General features: G+C 69.6%; 15 protein-coding genes, 1 tRNA gene and 1 pseudogene. 13 read left to right on the forward strand and 4 right to left on the reverse strand.

The window, feature by feature from the left end:
* Positions 1–14 precede the first annotated feature (14 nt).
* Entirely contained in the window at positions 15–1,583 is a 1,569-nt protein-coding gene (locus tag P3T35_RS01515) for an alpha/beta hydrolase (protein ID WP_101381006.1), read from the forward strand.
* Here the strand turns inward: P3T35_RS01515 and P3T35_RS01520 are convergent.
* On the reverse strand, positions 1,528–2,181 hold the full coding sequence (locus tag P3T35_RS01520; protein ID WP_101381007.1) for a TetR/AcrR family transcriptional regulator: 654 nt from the start codon (positions 2,179–2,181) through the stop codon (positions 1,528–1,530). The two genes, P3T35_RS01515 and P3T35_RS01520, sit on opposite strands and share 56 nt — an antisense overlap.
* Positions 2,182–2,248: 67 nt before the next feature.
* Between P3T35_RS01520 and P3T35_RS01525 the strand changes: the two genes are divergently transcribed.
* The 3 genes from P3T35_RS01525 (at position 2,249) to P3T35_RS01535 (ending at position 3,693) form a co-directional block, all read left to right on the forward strand.
* The gene (locus P3T35_RS01525) at positions 2,249–2,839 is read left to right on the forward strand and encodes a GNAT family protein (RefSeq protein ID WP_280703967.1); all 591 of its coding nucleotides are present in this window, start codon (positions 2,249–2,251) and stop codon (positions 2,837–2,839) included.
* Positions 2,840–3,011: 172 nt separating this feature from the next.
* Positions 3,012–3,497 carry an AfsA-related hotdog domain-containing protein gene (locus tag P3T35_RS01530; RefSeq protein ID WP_101381009.1) on the forward strand — a complete coding sequence of 162 codons (486 nt, stop codon included), beginning with the start codon at positions 3,012–3,014 and terminating at the stop codon, positions 3,495–3,497.
* Between the two features lie 122 nt (positions 3,498–3,619).
* Positions 3,620–3,693: transfer RNA gene (locus P3T35_RS01535), tRNA-Thr, on the forward strand.
* 144 nt (positions 3,694–3,837) lie between these two features.
* On the opposite strand, the gene P3T35_RS01540 is transcribed toward P3T35_RS01535, so the two are convergent.
* From P3T35_RS01540 to P3T35_RS01550, 3 genes and pseudogenes are all read right to left on the reverse strand, one after another.
* The gene (locus tag P3T35_RS01540) at positions 3,838–4,248 is read right to left on the reverse strand and encodes an NUDIX hydrolase (protein WP_101381010.1); all 411 of its coding nucleotides are present in this window, start codon (positions 4,246–4,248) and stop codon (positions 3,838–3,840) included.
* Between the two features lie 3 nt (positions 4,249–4,251).
* Positions 4,252–4,803 (reverse strand): flavoprotein, encoded by a 552-nt coding sequence (locus tag P3T35_RS01545; protein ID WP_101381011.1) that lies wholly within the window; start codon positions 4,801–4,803, stop codon positions 4,252–4,254.
* Positions 4,800–5,057: pseudogene (locus P3T35_RS01550) on the reverse strand (transcriptional regulator); the annotation flags it as partial. The pseudogene P3T35_RS01550 and the gene P3T35_RS01545, both read right to left, overlap by 4 nt.
* Before the next feature lie 99 nt (positions 5,058–5,156).
* On the opposite strand from P3T35_RS01550, the gene P3T35_RS01555 reads away from it, so the two are divergent.
* The 9 genes from P3T35_RS01555 to P3T35_RS01595 all read left to right on the forward strand — a co-directional run bounded on the left by P3T35_RS01555 (position 5,157) and on the right by P3T35_RS01595 (position 16,657).
* On the forward strand, positions 5,157–6,476 hold the full coding sequence (locus tag P3T35_RS01555; RefSeq protein WP_101381012.1) for a helix-turn-helix domain-containing protein: 1,320 nt from the start codon (positions 5,157–5,159) through the stop codon (positions 6,474–6,476).
* 381 nt (positions 6,477–6,857) lie between these two features.
* Positions 6,858–7,598: a hypothetical protein gene (locus tag P3T35_RS01560; protein ID WP_101381013.1), complete on the forward strand. Its 741-nt coding sequence runs from the start codon at positions 6,858–6,860 to the stop codon at positions 7,596–7,598.
* A gap of 2 nt (positions 7,599–7,600) precedes the next feature.
* A complete protein-coding gene (locus tag P3T35_RS01565) occupies positions 7,601–8,911 on the forward strand; it encodes a UDP-N-acetylglucosamine 1-carboxyvinyltransferase (protein ID WP_101381014.1) in 1,311 nt (436 codons plus the stop codon).
* Positions 8,908–9,951, forward strand: coding sequence for a serine hydrolase domain-containing protein (locus P3T35_RS01570; RefSeq protein ID WP_280703968.1), 1,044 nt, complete (start codon positions 8,908–8,910; stop codon positions 9,949–9,951). Before P3T35_RS01565 ends, P3T35_RS01570 begins: the two co-directional genes overlap by 4 nt.
* Positions 9,952–9,962: 11 nt before the next feature.
* The gene (locus P3T35_RS01575; RefSeq protein WP_180356495.1) at positions 9,963–10,997 is read left to right on the forward strand and encodes a UDP-N-acetylmuramate dehydrogenase; all 1,035 of its coding nucleotides are present in this window, start codon (positions 9,963–9,965) and stop codon (positions 10,995–10,997) included.
* Positions 10,998–11,148: 151 nt separating this feature from the next.
* Entirely contained in the window at positions 11,149–11,895 is a 747-nt protein-coding gene (locus tag P3T35_RS01580) for a hypothetical protein (RefSeq protein WP_101381016.1), read from the forward strand.
* Positions 11,885–13,063, forward strand: coding sequence for an XRE family transcriptional regulator (locus P3T35_RS01585; RefSeq protein ID WP_101381017.1), 1,179 nt, complete (start codon positions 11,885–11,887; stop codon positions 13,061–13,063). Before P3T35_RS01580 ends, P3T35_RS01585 begins: the two co-directional genes overlap by 11 nt.
* A gap of 107 nt (positions 13,064–13,170) precedes the next feature.
* Positions 13,171–15,192 carry an AAA family ATPase gene (locus tag P3T35_RS01590; RefSeq protein ID WP_143676839.1) on the forward strand — a complete coding sequence of 674 codons (2,022 nt, stop codon included), beginning with the start codon at positions 13,171–13,173 and terminating at the stop codon, positions 15,190–15,192.
* Positions 15,185–16,657, forward strand: a complete 1,473-nt coding sequence (locus tag P3T35_RS01595; RefSeq protein ID WP_180356496.1) for a UvrD-helicase domain-containing protein — start codon at positions 15,185–15,187, stop codon at positions 16,655–16,657. Before P3T35_RS01590 ends, P3T35_RS01595 begins: the two co-directional genes overlap by 8 nt.
* The last annotated feature ends 247 nt before the right edge of the window (positions 16,658–16,904 follow it).

Genomic DNA, 16,904 nt, shown 5'->3' on the forward strand with positions numbered 1-16,904 from the left:
CGAGGAGACACCGCATGCCGCAGCCGTTGAGGACGCTGCCGTTGAGGACGGTCGCCGCGCTGTTCGCCACCGGACTGCTGCTGGCCGGCTGTGCCAGTAGCCACCCCACTGGTGCGCAGCCCGCCGCCGCCGGAACCGCCGCACCGGCCCCGCTGCAACCGCTGCCCGCCGCGGTGCCGGCCGAGCTGACGCCCTACTACACCCAGCGGCTCGGCTGGCAGCCGTGCGACAACGGGTTCCAGTGCGCCACCGTCAAGGTGCCGCTGGACTACGCGCACCCGGCGGCCGGCGACCTGACGCTGGGTGCGGTGCGCCGCCCGGCGGACGGCGCGGGCGGCGCGCCGTGGACCGGTTCGCTGCTGCTCAACCCGGGCGGCCCGGGCGGTTCCGCGGTGGAGTACGCGGAGGCGGTGGCGAGCAGCTACCCGCCGGAGGTCCGCGCCGGCTACGACCTGGTCGGCCTGGACCCGCGCGGCGTCGGCCGCAGCTCCCCGGTCAGCTGCCTGAGCGGCGACCGGATGGACGCCTTCACCGCCGTCACCCCCGCCCCGCACGACCAGCACGAGATCGATCAACTGATCGCCGCTGACCGGGAGTTCGCGGCCGGCTGCGCACAGCATTCGGGCGCCCTGCTGGGCCACGTCAGCACCGTGGAGTCGGCCCGCGACATGGACGTGCTGCGCGCTGTGCTCGGCGACGACAAGCTGAACTACGTCGGCAAGTCCTACGGCACCCTGCTGGGCGCCACCTACGCCGGGCTGTTCCCGTCCCGGGTCGGCCGGATGGTGCTGGACGGCGCGATGGACCCGGCGCTGGACGCGGTGACCGGCAACCGCGCCCAGGCGGGCGGCTTCGAGACCGCCTGGGCCTCGTTCGCCAAGGACTGCGGCAACCGGACCGACTGCCCGCTCGGTACCGACGAGCAGCAAGCCGGACGCCAACTGGACGCGCTGCTGGGCTCGTTGGACGCGCACCCGCTGCCCGGCGCCGGGGCCCGCAAGCTGACCGAGGCGCTGGGGGTCACCGGGGTGCTGGCGGCGATGTACGCGCCACCCGCGTGGCCGCAGCTGCGCAGCGCGCTGGCCGCGGCGCGCGCCGGCGACGGCAGTTCGCTGCTGCGCCTCTCCGACGCGTACTACGAGCGTGCGGCGGACGGCAGTTACCGGAACCTGATGTTCGCCAACGCGGCGGTCGACTGCCTGGACCTGCCGCCGGCCTTCAACTCCCCTGCGGAGGTGGCCAAGGCACTGCCGCAGTTCCAGCAGGCCTCGCCGCACTTCGGCACCGACCTGGCCTGGATGGGGCTGAGTTGCGCCTACTGGCCGGTCAAGGCGACCGGGGTGCCGCACACCATCCGCGCCGCCGGGGCCGCGCCGATCGTGGTGGTCGGCACCACCCGGGACCCGGCCACCCCCTACGCCTGGGCCCGGTCACTGGCCGGCCAGTTGGAGTCGGGCCGGCTGGTCACCTACGACGGCGACGGCCACACCGCCTACGGGCGGCACGACGACTGCGTGGACTCGGCGGTCAACCGCTACCTGGTCGAGGGGCAGCCGCCGGCGAACGGGCTGCGCTGCTCCTGAACTCCTCATCGGTCGCCACCGCCGCCAACCAGTCGTCCAGCAGTCGGATCTGACGCTCCGGTGGGAACTCGGCCGGCGCGAACAGCGCCTGCACCACCAGGCCGAGCACGAACGCCTGGGCGGCGGCGGCCAGATCGGCTGCCGGGAGGTCGGCCGGCAGTTCGCCGCGCCGCTGGGCGATCTCCACCTGCTCGGTGAGCCTGACCCGGGAGCGCCGGTACCGTTCGGCGTGCTCGGCGGCCAGCTCCGGATCGGCCAGCGCGACGTCCCAGGAGCCGACCCAGATCCGGTTCCCGGCGGTGGTGTCGGCGTCCAGCGGCAGGACATCGAGCAGCAGGGTGCGCAGCGCTGCCAGGCCGTCGGCGGGCGCGACCCGGCGCGGGCGCCGGGCCGACTGCTCGGCCAGCACCTCCAGGGCGGTGCGCAGCAGGGCCTGCTTGTTCGGGAAGTAGTGGGTGAGCAGCCCGGTGGAGGCGCCCATCTCGGCCGCGACCGCGCGCAGCGTCAGCGCCCCGAAACCGCGATCGGCGAGCACCCGCCAGACGGCGGCCGAAACGTCGCGGCGGCGGGCGTCATGATCTCCACGAGCGGGCGGCATGGCGCTAGGGTACCTGCCAAACGTTTGTTATGTACTGCTGCGCTGCCCCTCCAGAGGAGAAGCCGCCGTGTTCGCCATAACCCTGCCCGTTTCCCGTACGGCTTCCCGGACTGCCGTGCTGCGCCCGCTGGAACCGCACCACGCCGTCGAGTACCTGGCGCACATCGACCGGGCCCGGGACAGCGTCGACCGCTTCGTGCCCTGGGCCTCCCGCACCGTCGACCTCGACTCCACCCGGTCCCTGCTCCAGCAGTTCGCCGACCGCCGGGCCGCCGACACCGGCAGCCTGTTCGGCATCTGGCTGGACGGCACCTTGGTCGGCGGGGTGATGTTCGTCAGCTTCGACGCCAAGCTCGGCACCTGCGAGCTCGGCTGCTGGCTGGAACCGGCCGCCGAGGGGCACGGCCTGATCACCGCCGGGATCCGGGTGCTGCTGGAGTACGCCCTGGTGGAACGCGGCCTGGCTCGCGCCGAGTGGTACTGCAGCACCCGCAACCCGCGCAGCCGGGCGATCGCCCAGCGGGTCGGGATGACCCTGGAGGGCGTGCAGCGCTCCTCCTTCCCACACGGCGGGGTGCGCCACGACATGGAGGCCTGGGCCGTGCTCGCCGAGGAATGGCGGGCCGTCGTCCCTGGGCGTTTCCCGGGGGTTTCTTAAGGGGTACTCCGATGGCCACAAGGCGCATCGCCTGACCGGCCGCTCCGGGGTGACACTGAACGGGCCAAGCACTCGGGCGGGTACGCACGCGGCGGCACGGCAGCGGCGGCTCGGCACAACCGGCCGCCGCCCGGCCGCCCGGCATCCCCCGCCGACCGGGAGGAGCCCGACCGTGACCACCGCCATGACCACCGCGCCGCTCCGCACCGCCCCCGCCCCCGTCCCGATGGTCGAGGTCACCGGGACCGCACTGCTCCTCGACCAGCCGGCCGCACCACTGGCCTACGGCGCCGTCACGGTGAGCGGGCTGCGCGAGACCGGCGACGCGGAGTACACCGCCCAGGCCCGCCTCCTCGGCTTCTCCACCGACGTCGGCCATGAGCCGGCGCTGATGCTGGAGGCCGCACGGCAGGCGGTCGCGGCCGGCGCCCGGACCTTCTACTCGGCGCCCCTCGGCAGCGAGACCGCCCTGACCTTCCTCCAGGTCCACTCCATGGGCCCGGGCCCGGTCGCGATCGCGGACTCCCTGCTCCTGAAGATCACGGTGACCGACCGCCGGGCCCACCACGGCACCATCACCGCCCTGGATCACACCGTCGAGCTCTTCGCCCACGACGCCCTGGTCGGCCGAGTCGACGTAGCCCTGCGCATCCGCTGACCGCCCCCTGACGCCCGGGGTGACGCTGACCCGCCGTCACCCCATACCCCCAGCCCACCCCCGTTACGGACCACCCCTCGAACCTGTGTAAACTAGCCCGCGTTGCCCGTAATGGCAGCGGTGCCGCCTTAGCTCAGTTGGCCAGAGCAACGCACTCGTAATGCGTAGGTCGCGGGTTCGAATCCCGCAGGCGGCTCCGAGAAGGCCCAGGTCAGATAGCCCATGACCTGGGCCTTTTGCTGTTCCGCGACCTGCGGGCAGGTGTCGGCGACGCGAAACAAGATCGCGTGCGTGAGCGATGCATGAGTGTGGGCACTGACGGCCGCCCGCAGTGGTTCCGTCAGTCCTTGAGCACGACGTTCAGGTGTGCCTGCACCGGCTCGAAGATCCCGTACGGCACGTACGAGGGGATCTCTGGAAGCGCCACCCATGCAAGCGCGTCCAGTTCTCGTGTGTCGAGGACGGTGGCGGTGCCACTGACGATCTCGCAGGCCGTGTACGACATCCACCGGCCAGTCTCTGGGTGAACGCGCTCGCCGAGGACCCTGATGCCGGCCACGTTCAGCCCCATCTCCTCCGCGGTCTCGCGGACAGCCGCTTCCTCGGGAGACTCGCCGGGCTCGATCTTGCCTGCGGGGAACTGCCACAAGAGCTGGCCCTCGCTGACTCGGCGCCGGACCATCAGCACCCGACCCTCTCGGATCACGATCGCGGCAGCGACACCTGGCAGCCCGTCTGAAGGCGGGAGCATCGGCTACTCCCTCTCCGCCGCTGAGGCCGCCACAGGGCGGATCAGGTCGAGGACATGGGTCCAGTTGTACTTGTCGCGGCCCCCGCCGGCCTTGGGCTTGTGGGGAACGTAGTCACCGATCAGGACGCCCATCGACCGGAGCCGGGCCAGGCTCTCCCCGTACGCGGGGTGGGCAGCCTGGGCGGAGTTGACATAGGGCTGGACGGCCACGGGGATGCCGAGGCCGTACGCCTCGCAGAGGATGCCGAGCGCGAGGGTGTCGGAGATGCCGGCGGCCCACTTGTTGATGGTGTTGAAGGTGGCCGGGGCGACGGCGATCGCGTCGGCCGGGGGCAGCGGCTGGGGGATGCTCGGCGTGCGCCAGGCGGAGCGGATCGGGTATCCGGTCTGGGCTTCGATGGCTCCCTGGTCTATGAACCCGAGTCCGTTCGGGGTCGCGATCACGCCGACCTTCCAGCCCTCGGCATGGGCTGCGGTGATCAGTTCGCTCACTCCGTCGGCGATGCCCGAAGCGCAGACGACGACGTAGAGGAACGGCTCGCGGTGCTCGGTCAAACCTGGACTCCCAACTCCTGGCAGAAACGGCGAAGTTCCGGGACGGCGCCGCGCCGGTCGCGAGCGGCCATGTCACCGGCCAGCTCGAGCACGCTGGGCCGTCGGCGGATGTCCTCCGAGGCACAGCTCTCCGCGATCCTGAGCGCTTTGTATCCCTCGGCCAGTCTGCCCTGCTGGCTGTAGGCCCGTGCAGCCTCCACCCACAATGCCGCCCGGCGCTCGGGGACCGGGATGCGCCTGCGCATCAGGGGCTGGGTGGCCGCCGCTCCTTCGCCCCGAAAGCCCTACACCGTGGTCCCGACCATCGGTACGGTAGCGGTCCGTAGTGGTTTCAATACGGCATCCGGGGGCCAATGGTGGGGAGCAGTGGCATTACCTTCGGCAGGTTCATCGCGCTGCGCCGCGCCGCGATGGACTGGACTCAGCTCCGTCTCGCTACGGAGCTGGCCCGCAGTGAGGACTGGATGTCCCAGGTCGAGCGCGACGTGCAGCAGGTCAAGGATCTGACCCTGCTCCGTCGCCTCGCGGAGGTGCTGCAATGCGAGCTCGGCGAGTTGATGGCCCTGCCGCAGCCAGCTGCGAACCATCCGAGGTCCCGCCCCCGCAAGTCCGCCTCCGCTACGCTGACGAGCACTTCCGCTGCCGAGGAGGACGATGTGCGACGCCGCCCGTTCCTGACCCTGGCGGCTGCCGCCCTGTTTTCCCCGGTCGCCGGCCAGCGGGTCGCGCACGCCGAAGCGGCCTCACCCCTGGGCGGACTGGAAGACCTCCTGCTCTATGGGCCGGGCCGGATTCCGGCGCCTCGCCGCGAGCCGACACAGGAGTCCGTTGCTGCTTCGCTCCTGACGTCCCGCCAAGAGTTCAAGGCCGCAAAGTACGACGCTCTCGCCGGAGCTCTTCCCGGCCGGATCGCCGCTGCCCAGATCGTCGGCACCGCCGAGGAGCGCGCCCGCAACGTCGCCCAGCTCTACAACCTCGCGGTCCGGCTGTGCATCAAGGTTGGCAACGACAACCTGGTGGCCATCACCGCCGATCGCGCGCTGACCGCCGCACGCAACGGTGGCGACCCGCTGGTGGTGGCCGAGGCCCAGCGGATGGTGTCCAGTTCCTGGCGCCGCCAGGGCAGCCTGGCCAGGGCGACCGACATCGTGGTGGTCGCCGCCGAAGACCTCCTCGCCGACAACTCGGTGTCGGAAGCCGCCCGCCTGGCCACGCGCGGCGACCTGTACGCCACCGCCGCCTACACCGCCGCAAAGTCGGGCGACCGTTCCTACGCGCACTCGCTGATCCGCGAGGCCGCCGACAGCGCCGCCGCAGCGGGTCTTTCCTCCGGCCGGGTGGACGGCATCCAGGGCGTCGCTCTGCACGAGTTGTCGATGCACTACGAGCTCGGCGATGCCGGCCGGGCGATCGAACTGGCCGCCACCATCAACCCCGCCGCGCTGCCGACCGCCGAGCGGCAGGCCCGCTTCTTCATCGACGTAGCCCGCGCGTTCGACCAGTGGGGCAAGCCCGAGCAGTGCTACCGGGCCCTGCTCGCCGCGGAAGAGGCGGCGCCGCAGGAGCTCCGGCGGGGTGCCGTCCGCAACCTCGCCACCAACCTGCTGCGGCACGACCGCAAGCTGCCCGGCATCCGGGAGTTCGCCGCCCGAGCGGGCGTTCAGACCATCTGACCCGTAGCCGGACTACGACCCGTACTCCGGCTACGGATCCGGCCTTCCGTCCGGCAGTTCACTGGGGAACGTCCACCCCTCCCCCTGCTGCCGAAGGCCCTCCCATGCCAGCGCCCAGCACCCCCCCCGCCCTACGCCGGACCCCGGCACGCCGCCCCGGCGGACCGCGACCGGCTCGGCACCTTCCTCACCGCCTCCTGGGCCGCCCTGTACCTGCCCGTGCTCACCCTGCTCGGCCTGGTGGTCCACAACGACCAGGCCGAGGCTCGTCCTCAGGTGGCGGCGACCACACCTGATCTGCCTGCCTCATGAGGCTCCCGAGGGCCACCGCGACGACCCTCAACCCTTCTTCCACTCGCTCGCCCGAGAGGAGAACCAGCCATGAACCGGCTGACCGACGCGCCCACCGTGAACACCGAGTTGGAGCGCATCGACTACCGCACCACCCCCGCCTACTACTTCGACACCGAACACATCACCGACCCGATCGTGCTGCACCTTCTGAACTGCTGCCCGACCGTCTTCGGCCTCAAGAAGGCCATCACGGACCTGCTGGCCGGCTGCCTGGACATCCCGCTGCCGGAGGCCACCGGAGTCATCGAGCCCGGCGCCACCGTCCGGGGCCACGTGATCGTGGCGCCCGGGGCCGTCATCGCCGAAGGCGCGTTTGTCACCGGACCGGTGCTGGTCTGCCCCGGCGCGGTGATCGAGGCCGGCGCCCGGGTCCGCGACAACACCGTCATCGGCCCCGGCTGCCAGATCGGCTTCGGCGCCGAGGTAACCCGCTCGCTGCTGACCGGCGGGGTCTTCATGAAGCACACCAGCTTCGTCGGGGACTCCGTGCTCGGCCTGGGCGTCAACATCGGCGCGTTCGTCTCCACCACCGGCTTGCGGGTCACCTCCGGGCCGGTCACCGAACCGGCCACCGAAGAGGTCTGCGCCCACCTCGACGGCCACCGCATCGCCACCGGCCAGACCAAGTTCGGCGCGGTGATCGGCGACGGCGTGATCATCCCCGCCGGCACCGTGCTCCAGCCCGCCACCCTCATCGGCGCGCACACCCTGCTCTACCCGAAGACCCAGGTCGGGGGCTTCTTCCCGGCCGGAAGCCAGGGAAGGTGACCATGTCCACCATCGACATCACCACGACCAGCGACGAGCGGGCCGTCCGGATCACCGGCGGCCGCCGTCTGACCGGCACCACCACCGTCCAGGGCAGCAAGAACATCGCCCTGCACCTGTACGCCGCCGCGATCCTGTCCGACGAGCCGCTGACCCTGGTCGGCGCCCCCGAGATCCTGGACACCCTCGTGGTCGCCGACATCCTGCACCGCACCGGCACTCGCGCCACCGTGACCGGCGACGAGTTCGCCACCCGCCCGGCTGACTCCTACTTCCCCGTCATCCCGGACGACCTCGGACGGCGCATCCGCACCACCGCGGTGATGGGCGGCGCCCTGCTGGCGCGCTCTGGGAAAGTCACCTTCCCCACCCCCGGCGGGGACGCCTTCTGCGCGCGCTACATCGACCGGCACCTGGCCGCGATGGAGGCCGCCGGGGCCGAGGTGGAGGTGAACCGGGGCCGGGTGCGGGCCCGGTTCACCGGCAAGCGGCTGCCGTTCATCACCGACGTGGAGACCCGTGAGTGGGGGCCGAGCCTGGGAGCGACAGTCACGGCGATGCTGTTGGCCGCCCGCGTCCCGGGCACCTCGTCCATCCTCAACCCCAGCGTGGAGCCCGAGGTCACCCACACCGCCGCCTTGCTCTCGCAGGCCGGCGTCGGCATCGAGTGGCGGGGCAGGAAGGCCCTGAACGTGACCGGCACCGACTGCATCCGGGGCGGAGTGTTCACCGTCCCGCCGGACCGGCTGGAGGCCGCCACCCTCGCGCTGGCCGCCGCCATTACCGGCGGTGCCATCCACCTGGACGGCTTCCCGCCCGCCGCGTTCCCCGACGGCTTGGTGTCGGTCTTCGCCGACGCCGGCATCCAGCTCGACCCGCTGAACGGCGGAACGGCTGTGAGCACCCCGGCCGGGCCGCGCCCGGTGCAGATGGCCACCGGCCCGCACCCCGGGTTCCCGACCGACGTGCAGCCCCAGTTGACCGCCTTCCTCACGCGGGCCGAAGGGGCCTCCCGCATCGACGAGCGGATCTACTCCCAGCGCGACAGCCACCTGCCCGCCCTCGCCGCATTCGGTGCCGCCGTCAATGCGACCGGCTCGGTGATCACCGTCCAAGGCAGGTCCGCGCTCAGGGCCGCCGACGTGGTTGGGGAGGACATCCGGGCGGTGACCGCTCTCGTGATCGCCGCCCTGGCCGCCGAGGGCACCTCTACGATCCGAGGGATGTACCACCTACGGCGCGGATACGGCAGCCTGCTCCCGAAGTTGGCCACGTTCGGCGCCAAGTTGACGATTGATCAGGAGAAGCCGTGACCCTCACCATGCCGTGGAAGCCGAACGCGCTCGCCGACCTGCGCGACTGCCTGGACCTGATGACCGCCGACGGCACCGTGCCCGGCGGCGTCATCGCCCACGGCACCTTCGGCACCGAACCCGGCTACCTGGCCTCCGGCGTCGTCGCACCCGAGTGCGGCGACGCCCGCCCGGGGCCGGACACCGTGTACGACGTGGCGTCGCTGACGAAGGTCCTGGCCACATGGCCGCTGGTCGGCGCCTCCCTCATGGATGGCTTCACCCTGGACACCCCGGCCCGCGACCTGCTGACCGGCGTCTCGGCAGAGGCGCCCGGCGGCCAAGTGACGGTCCGCCAGATTCTGTCCCACACCTCAGGCCTGCGGGCCGACACCCGCCTCGACCAGTACCGGAACCGCGCAGAGCCGCTGGCCGAGCTGATCTGCGCCGAAGACTTGATCGCCGACCCTGGAGCCGGTCACCGCTACATCAACCGCGGCTTCATCCTCCTCGGCCTGGCCCTGACCAACTACCGCGGCCGGCGCCTGGACGAGCTGGCGGCCGTGCTCTGGCAGCACCTCGGCATGACGAGCACGACCTACGGACCGGTGCCCCGCTCCGGCCAGGTCGCTCCGACCGAGCAGCGACTGACTGGCGGGCCCCGGCTGTGGGGGATGCCGCACGACGACAACGCGGCCCTGCTCGGCGGAGTCGCCGGCCACGCCGGGGTATTCACCACACCGGCTGACCTCGCCGCCTTCGCCACCCACCTGCTGTCCTCGCACTCCAGCGGCGGGCCCCTGGGCCGCTGGCTCACCGCCAGCATGCAGCCGCAGGCCGAGATCGAGCCCGGCCTCAACCGTGGCCTGGCCTGGATCCTCGCCGACGACGACCGGGTGGCCTACCACCACGGCTTCACTGGCACGAGCCTCTACCTCGCTCCGACCACCGGCCGCTACCTGGCCATCTGCACCAACGCCGTCTACCACCACCAGGACAACCGCACCAGCCTGGCCCCGCTGCGGGCCCTCGCACTCAAGACGATCACCGACGAACCCTAGGAGGACCAACCGTGCCTGGCACCACGCTCGCGTCCCTGACCACCCTGCGGCTCGGCGGTCCCGCCGAGCACGTCCTGACGATCTCCACCCCCGCCGACTGGGCCGATGCCGTCAGGGCCATCGGGCAGCGCGGTGAACAGACGCCCGTGGTGTTGGGCCACGGCAGCAACGTCATCGCCTCCGACGCCGGACACCCCGGCAGCGTCGTGGTGATGAACACCCGGGGCATCACCGCCACCCGCGTCGACGACACCACGGTCGATGTCACCGTGCAGGCCGGACACCCACTCGCCGACCTCACCGCCTGGGCCGCCACCGAGCAGCTGGCCGGGATCGAGTGCCTGGCAGGCATACCCGGCACCACCGGCGCCGCCCCCGTCCAGAACGCCGGAGCCTATGGCCAGCAGATCTCCGACACCCTCGACCACCTGACGGTGTGGGACTGGGAGATGGACCGCATGTGGACCCTGCCCGCCGAGGCATGCCAACTGCGGCACCGCAACAGCCGCTTCAAGAGCAACCCCGGTCGCTGGACCATCCTCGCCGTGACCTTCCACCTCATCCGCTCAGCCGCCGCCCCGGCCGTCTACCAGCCCCTCGCCGACGAACTCGGCGTCCACGTTGGCGCCCGCCCGCCCGTCGCCGAGGTAACGGCCGCCGTCCTCGCCAACCGCCACCGCCGCGGACTCCTCCTTGACCCCCACGGCCCCGACGCCCGCCAGGCCGGATCGGTCTTCCTCAACCCGCCCGTCACCGCCACCCAGGCCGCCCACTGGTCCGCCACCGGCTGCCCCGTCCACGCCGACAGTGACGGACAACTACGGGCCAGCGCCGGCCGGCTGCTGGAACACGCCGGCTACGGCCCTGGCCGCCAGGTCGCCGACGGCATCCGCTGCTCGGACCAGCGGACCCTCACGCTCACCGCCCACGACGGAGCCACCGCCACCGGCTTCGCCCAAGCCCTCACCGAACTATCAGCACAGGTCAAGATCGCGACTGGGATCGCACTCCGACCCGAGCCAACGCTGGTCGGCATCTGGCCGTGAGCCGCAGCTTTGCGTCAACCTCCATAGTTCTCCCCGGGGTGCCAGGCCTCCCCGCCAGAGTGTCAGATTGACGCAGAAACTAAAGTGGTGCAGCATGATCCAAGCACTTCGATAAAGTCCTGCTGCTGTCCTCCGTCTGGGGAGTGCTCGTATGGCACTGCACAGTTCTCGTTTCAACCACCTAGTGGGTGAGCCCGCTGAGCGGGCTCGCCGCCACGTCGTCTGGGCTTTGAAAACCGGCAACCAGCACGCCGTCGACGCGTTCGAGTTCAGCAAGTACAGCGACGGCCACACCTTCGGCACCAACCGCTGGCGGTTCTGCGTCGGCGCGCTGAAGGACGCGGACCGGCTGGCAGAGCATTTGCCAGAGGCACAGCCGTTGCGCGTCCAAAGCACGTTCATGTTGGCCGTGGGCGGAGCCGTCATCTACCCGGTGTGTTACGCGGACGATGCGACCTCGGATGTACGAGACATGAAGGTGCGGACGTCACAGATCCGGCAGGAAATGTTCGCCGCCTATGGCCAGCTCGCGCCCCAGGTTCAAATCGCCCTGAGGATTCGCGAGGGCGTCGAAGGCATCGAGTGGGTTCTGGATGATCTCGACGAGTCGTCCGATGGGCTGCCCGATCAACCAAAAATGCTGCTTCTCGCGTACGCGAGCAACCGAGCCGGGGGCCTGCTCAACTGCTACATCGGAGAGGCTACGCTCGATGCCTCCGGTGCAGTCAGCTGGAACTGGCTTGAGTCACTGCCTGTCGCAGACGACGAGGGTGGCTCCGGCGGCCTCACCGCCGTCTCCCCGACCGCTCCGACCGGCCCTGTCTTCGGGGCTGGCAAGGAACCCGACCTGAACCTGGAAGACGCGGAAAGCGCCGCGCACGAAAGCGATGACCACTAAGCGACACCTGTCCCTCGCGCCGGCCCTGCCACTGGACCTCTCATCCTCAGTGGCAGGTGCATTCGACGGGGCACGGCTCACTCAAGCTCGACGGCTGGCTGGCCTGACCAAGAAGGATCTGGCTTCCAAGATCGACGTCACGCCAGCCGCTGTGGGCCAGTACGAGGCCGGCGGCATCCGTCCTCGACCTGAGCAGGTACGGCGTATCGCCGAGGTTCTCGGCATGCCAGCGACGTTCTTCACCGCTGGCCGCCCTCGAGCCGCACTCGACACGGGAGCGGTCCACTTCCGCTCCCTGCGTTCCGCCCCAGCCAGGGAGCGAGAACGTGGTGTCTCCTTCACGGAGCTCGCTTGGGAGCTTGCCCACGCGCTGGAAGCCTACGTTCGCATGCCGGACGTCGACTTGCCTGGCTGGGATGGCGGCGAAAGCACTCCCGACCTGCCGACGGACCCACAGCAGGCAGCCCGCGCCCTACGGAAGCGCTGGCAGCTAGGTGACGGACCCATTCCTCACCTGGTCCGACTCCTAGAGTCCCGTGGAATCCTGGTCACCGTCCTCCCATACCGGAACCCTGACAGTCGAAAGCTCGATGCGTTCTCCACCACTCGTCTCCCTCGACCCGTGGTGGTGCTCAACGATGAACGTGATGACGTCTATCGTCACCGGTTCAGCTGCGCCCACGAGCTCGGCCATCTGTTGCTGCACGGTGAGGCCCATCCAGGCGACATCCAGCACGAGCGCCAAGCCAACGCATTCGCTGCCGAATTCCTGACGCCCGCTTCCAATTTGACCGGCCAGCTACCCACCAGGATCGACTTCACGCGACTAGGCGCACTGCAGCAGAACTGGGGGGTTTCGCTAGACTCCCTGCTGGTGCGCTGCCGTGAGCTGGGCCTTCATACCGAGGCAGTGAGTGGCCGAGCCTGGCGACGCCTTAAGGCCCTCCGCGCCGACGGGGTCCTTCCATCCACGCCAGTGAGTAGCTACCCGGGCGAAGTCCCGGTGCTCCTCGAACGGGCCCTCGGAATGGCGCGCCGGAAGGGTGCCTCTGTTCAAACCCTCGCCAGGGACCTGCACTGGCCAGAGCACCTAGTTGAGCAACTCCTTGAGTGCATGGATTCACGGCCAACCCTCGATCTACAGCGCGGGGTGCCTGAGGAGTGCTGATGCGTCCTGCAAGGCGTCCAGGGGATCAATCTTGGTGATGTGCCGTGTCAGCGTGCGGGTCGATGATATGAGAGGCCTGTAGGACTGCGGAGTGGGGAGCAGCGCACGTGCATCTGAGCCGAGTGGAAGTCAAAGGGCTGCGCGCGAGCGCCGAGTCGGAGATCGCCTGTGATCTGCCCGGCCGCTTTGCGGTACTGATTGGCGCGAACGGGGTCGGGAAGACCACCGTCACCGATGCCCTCTACCTGGCTCATCCCAGCCATTTCCCCAGCCTGCCGCGCCCAAGCGCGACCGCGCTGGGCGGCGGCGAGCGCGGCATTTCCGTCCAGTACACCCTGGACACCGATCCGGACGCCGAGGGGCCCCTGGGGCACCAGCTCCACACCATCCATCACTGTCTGCCCGGCACTGTCGCGCAGCGGTGGAGCACGAACTTGACCCGAAGCCTCGGCAGCGTGCAGGCGCAGACAAGTCAGCGGCAGGGGCCCTTGGACACGCTCGACCCCTTCAAACTCCTATATCTGCCTGCGTGGCGGCATCCGCTGGACGAGCTCGCCCGGCGTGAGGTCCGCATCCTGATCGAGTTGCTGCGCGCCCAGCAAGAGCGTCTGGACGGACGTCGCAGTTTGGTATCGCTGAGAGCGCGGGCCTCTCAGCTCCTGGAGGGCCTGGCCAAGGACGGCATCATCGAGGCCGTTGAGGAGCGTATTGGAGCACACCTGTCGGCGATGTCGGCGGGCGTGAGCAGGCAGTGGCCCTATGTCCGTGGGCAGGTCATCGACGACACCTATCTGGCGCGCGTCCTGGAACTGATGCTCGCCGTGATCGAGGGCCGGGGCCAGGCGCGCCCGCTGGAGGTCTCTGGCCTGGGCTACGTCAACCTCCTCCATATCGCCGTCACGTTGGCTGCCATCCCCGATCCGGCCAAGCGCGCCACGGGCATGCCCGCACCCAGCACCGGGCCTGCGGCCAGCCCGGACGATGAGGAAGAGGCAGCACGCCAAGCCCGCGAGCAACTCGTGCAGGCGCAGGCCGAGGCCGAGTCCGCGGAGGACTCGTTCTTCCCGCCGGACCCATTCCACGCCACGGTGGTCATTGAGGAGCCCGAGGCCCACCTGCACCCGCAGCTTCAGCACGCTCTGGTCCGCTACCTGCGCGGCGTCACCGCTCGTCGACCAGAACTGCAGGTTGTCCTGTCTAGCCACGCCACCGACGTCATCACATCCTGCCGCCCAGAGGAGATCGTGGTGTTGCGCCGGACTACCGATGGACGCCGGGTCTGCCGTCCCATAGCCACCTTGCCGATGGCCGAGCGCGACAAGACGCTGCGCATGACGCGGCTTCATCTAGACACCAGCCGCTCGGCCGCGTTGTTTGCCGAACGTCTGATCTTGGTCGAGGGTGTCACCGAAGCAGCTGTACTGCGCGAGTTCGCCCGCGTCTGGGCTGCCCGGGACACGGACAAACAAGCCTTCGTCGAAGCCCTGAGCATCGTGCCCATGGGCACCAAGGTTGGCGCATGGGCGGTACGGCTGCTGGCGACCAGGGATGCGGAGCTATGCACCAAGATCGCCGTCCTGCGCGACAGCGACCAAGACTTCGCCGCTACTCCTACAGGCCCGGCCTGGATCACGGCACACAATCCCGACATCGCCCAGGCGTTTATCAGTCACCCCACCCTCGAGCCAGCCATCACCACAGGCAACGAGAAGCTAATCGCCAGTGCCCTGAACGACCTGCCCCTGCCAGTGCCACAGCCCCTAACCCCCGAGTCGGTCCATGGTCTGTTTCGCAGCGCCCGCAAAGCGGCGAACGGCAACGCCGCCATGCCTGCCGGCGCGGGCGCGAAGCGTAAAGCGGAATTCGCGCTCGCACTCGCCCAACAGCTCGCCGACGCTAATGAATCAATGAACTACCCAGTAGTCCCAGATCACCTGCAGGCGATGTTCGACTTCCTGTATCCCGAACCGCCGGCCGCCGGGGGGCAGGACGGTAAGCTCCAGCCGGATGAGGGCGACAGTGAGATGCTGGACACCTCCGGAGACTTGGACGACCCGCTCCTTCCCGCTTCCAGCCCCTGGCCTAGTCCGGCACCCGACGCCACTGGCTGGGGCGAGCCCCGTGGCTGAGGCTGCCTTGGATCGGCTGACCCCCGAACAGGTCATCGCTGCTGGAACACCCCTCCCGCGCCTCTATATCGAAGCCGCCCCCGGCTCCGGAAAGACCACCGTGTCCGCGTACCGCTTCGGCCTGCAGCGCTTTGCTCTGGCCAGCGACCCGCGCGCGGTCGTAGCGGTCAGCTTTACCCGCTCCGCCACTGCGGAACTACGCGCACGCGTCCGTGCGGCCTGGGGCCGCTCCGCTATCAACCCACCGCACCGCATCGTCACCCTCGACACCGTCGTCTACGACCTGCTCGCGCATCTTCTGCGCACCAACACTCTCCAATGGCCTGGTGGCCACACCGAGCTTGAAGTCCTGGATACCTGGAAGGCTCACTACCCGACCCGCTACACGGCCCGGGAGCCGGTCGTCGAACTTGAAGGCCGCCAGATCGTCACCGCCCACGCGTACCGCCATGCAAAGAGTAACTACCTTGCTCAGCCAGACTTTGACACCGCCGTGTACGAGGGGCGATGTACACACGACAACGTCCGCGCGATCCTCGAACAGGCGCTGGGAGAGCCGGAGATAGTCGACTGTCTGATCGACTACTTCGCGACCACCATGCGTGCGCTGATCGTCGACGAGATCTTTGACGCCAACAGCCTCGACCTGGCCGTTGTCGAACTCGCCGCCCAAGCCGGGCTGCATGTCACTGTCGTCGGCGACCCCTGGCAGGCGCTATACGGCTTCCGAGGTGCCCGCCCCGACCTCGTACCTACCCTCATCGACCGCGCTGATATGGCCACCCGCCAGCTGACCGAATCCTTCCGTTGGCGCACAGCCGAACAGGAGCAGCTGGCCACGGCCCTCCGCCGAAGCGAATCGACCACCGTGCCCAGCGCCTCTCTGGACGGCGTCGATGTTGTCCTGGCCCGCGAATGGAAACCCCTGTGGAATACCCACCCCCGCGTGTTGCCGCTCGCGTTCCGTTCCGCCAGCGGCAACACACAAGAAGCAGCCTCCACCTTGCTACTCAACCAGCTGACCCGTAGCGCCTTCGGCGAGCACGCCACCTATGCGGCCGACGCCGCCGCCACGCTGCGCCTGGACGATGATGCACGCGCCCGCCTGGAACCCCGTCTGGACGCAATCCTCGCGCAACTCGCCGACAGCGACGATCTGCCTGCCACCCTTGCGGACCTCACAGCCGCCATCGCCGCCGAGTCTCCAGTCAGGATCCCTCGGAGGCATCCTGACCATATAGATCGTCTCCACCAGCTGCGCATCCGTCTCCTCCGCCCCTTCGACGACCTCGTGCTTGGCCTGACTACCCATCAGGCCAAGGGTCGCGAATGGGACGCCGTCGCCGTACGACTTGAGGACAGCGATACGCGAGCGCTACTCCGCGGCCTGGACCGGGACAACGAGGACCACCGCAAGCTCTACGTAGCGCTCACCCGCGCTCGCCGCCGATCACTCGCAGCGTGACGCACGACAGAACCTGACCGAGAGCGTCCTTAGGCTGGTGCGCCGTTGGCGCGTGGAAGCCAACTGCCCGGCCCTGCCGGCGGCCGGCCTTCAGCTTCGTCCCTTTGCTTCCCTGCGGATCGGGGGAACCTTCGGAGTAGGAACTGGCGTGCGGCTGCAGCGGTTGTCGCAGCCATGCTCGCACTGGGGCCGTAGCGGACTGTGTGAGAGTCGGCCAAAGTGTTGCCGTCACCTGGAAGGATGTGCA

It is taken from the genome of Kitasatospora sp. GP30, from assembly GCF_029892145.1.
Classification (GTDB): Bacteria; Actinomycetota; Actinomycetes; order Streptomycetales; family Streptomycetaceae; genus Kitasatospora; species Kitasatospora acidiphila.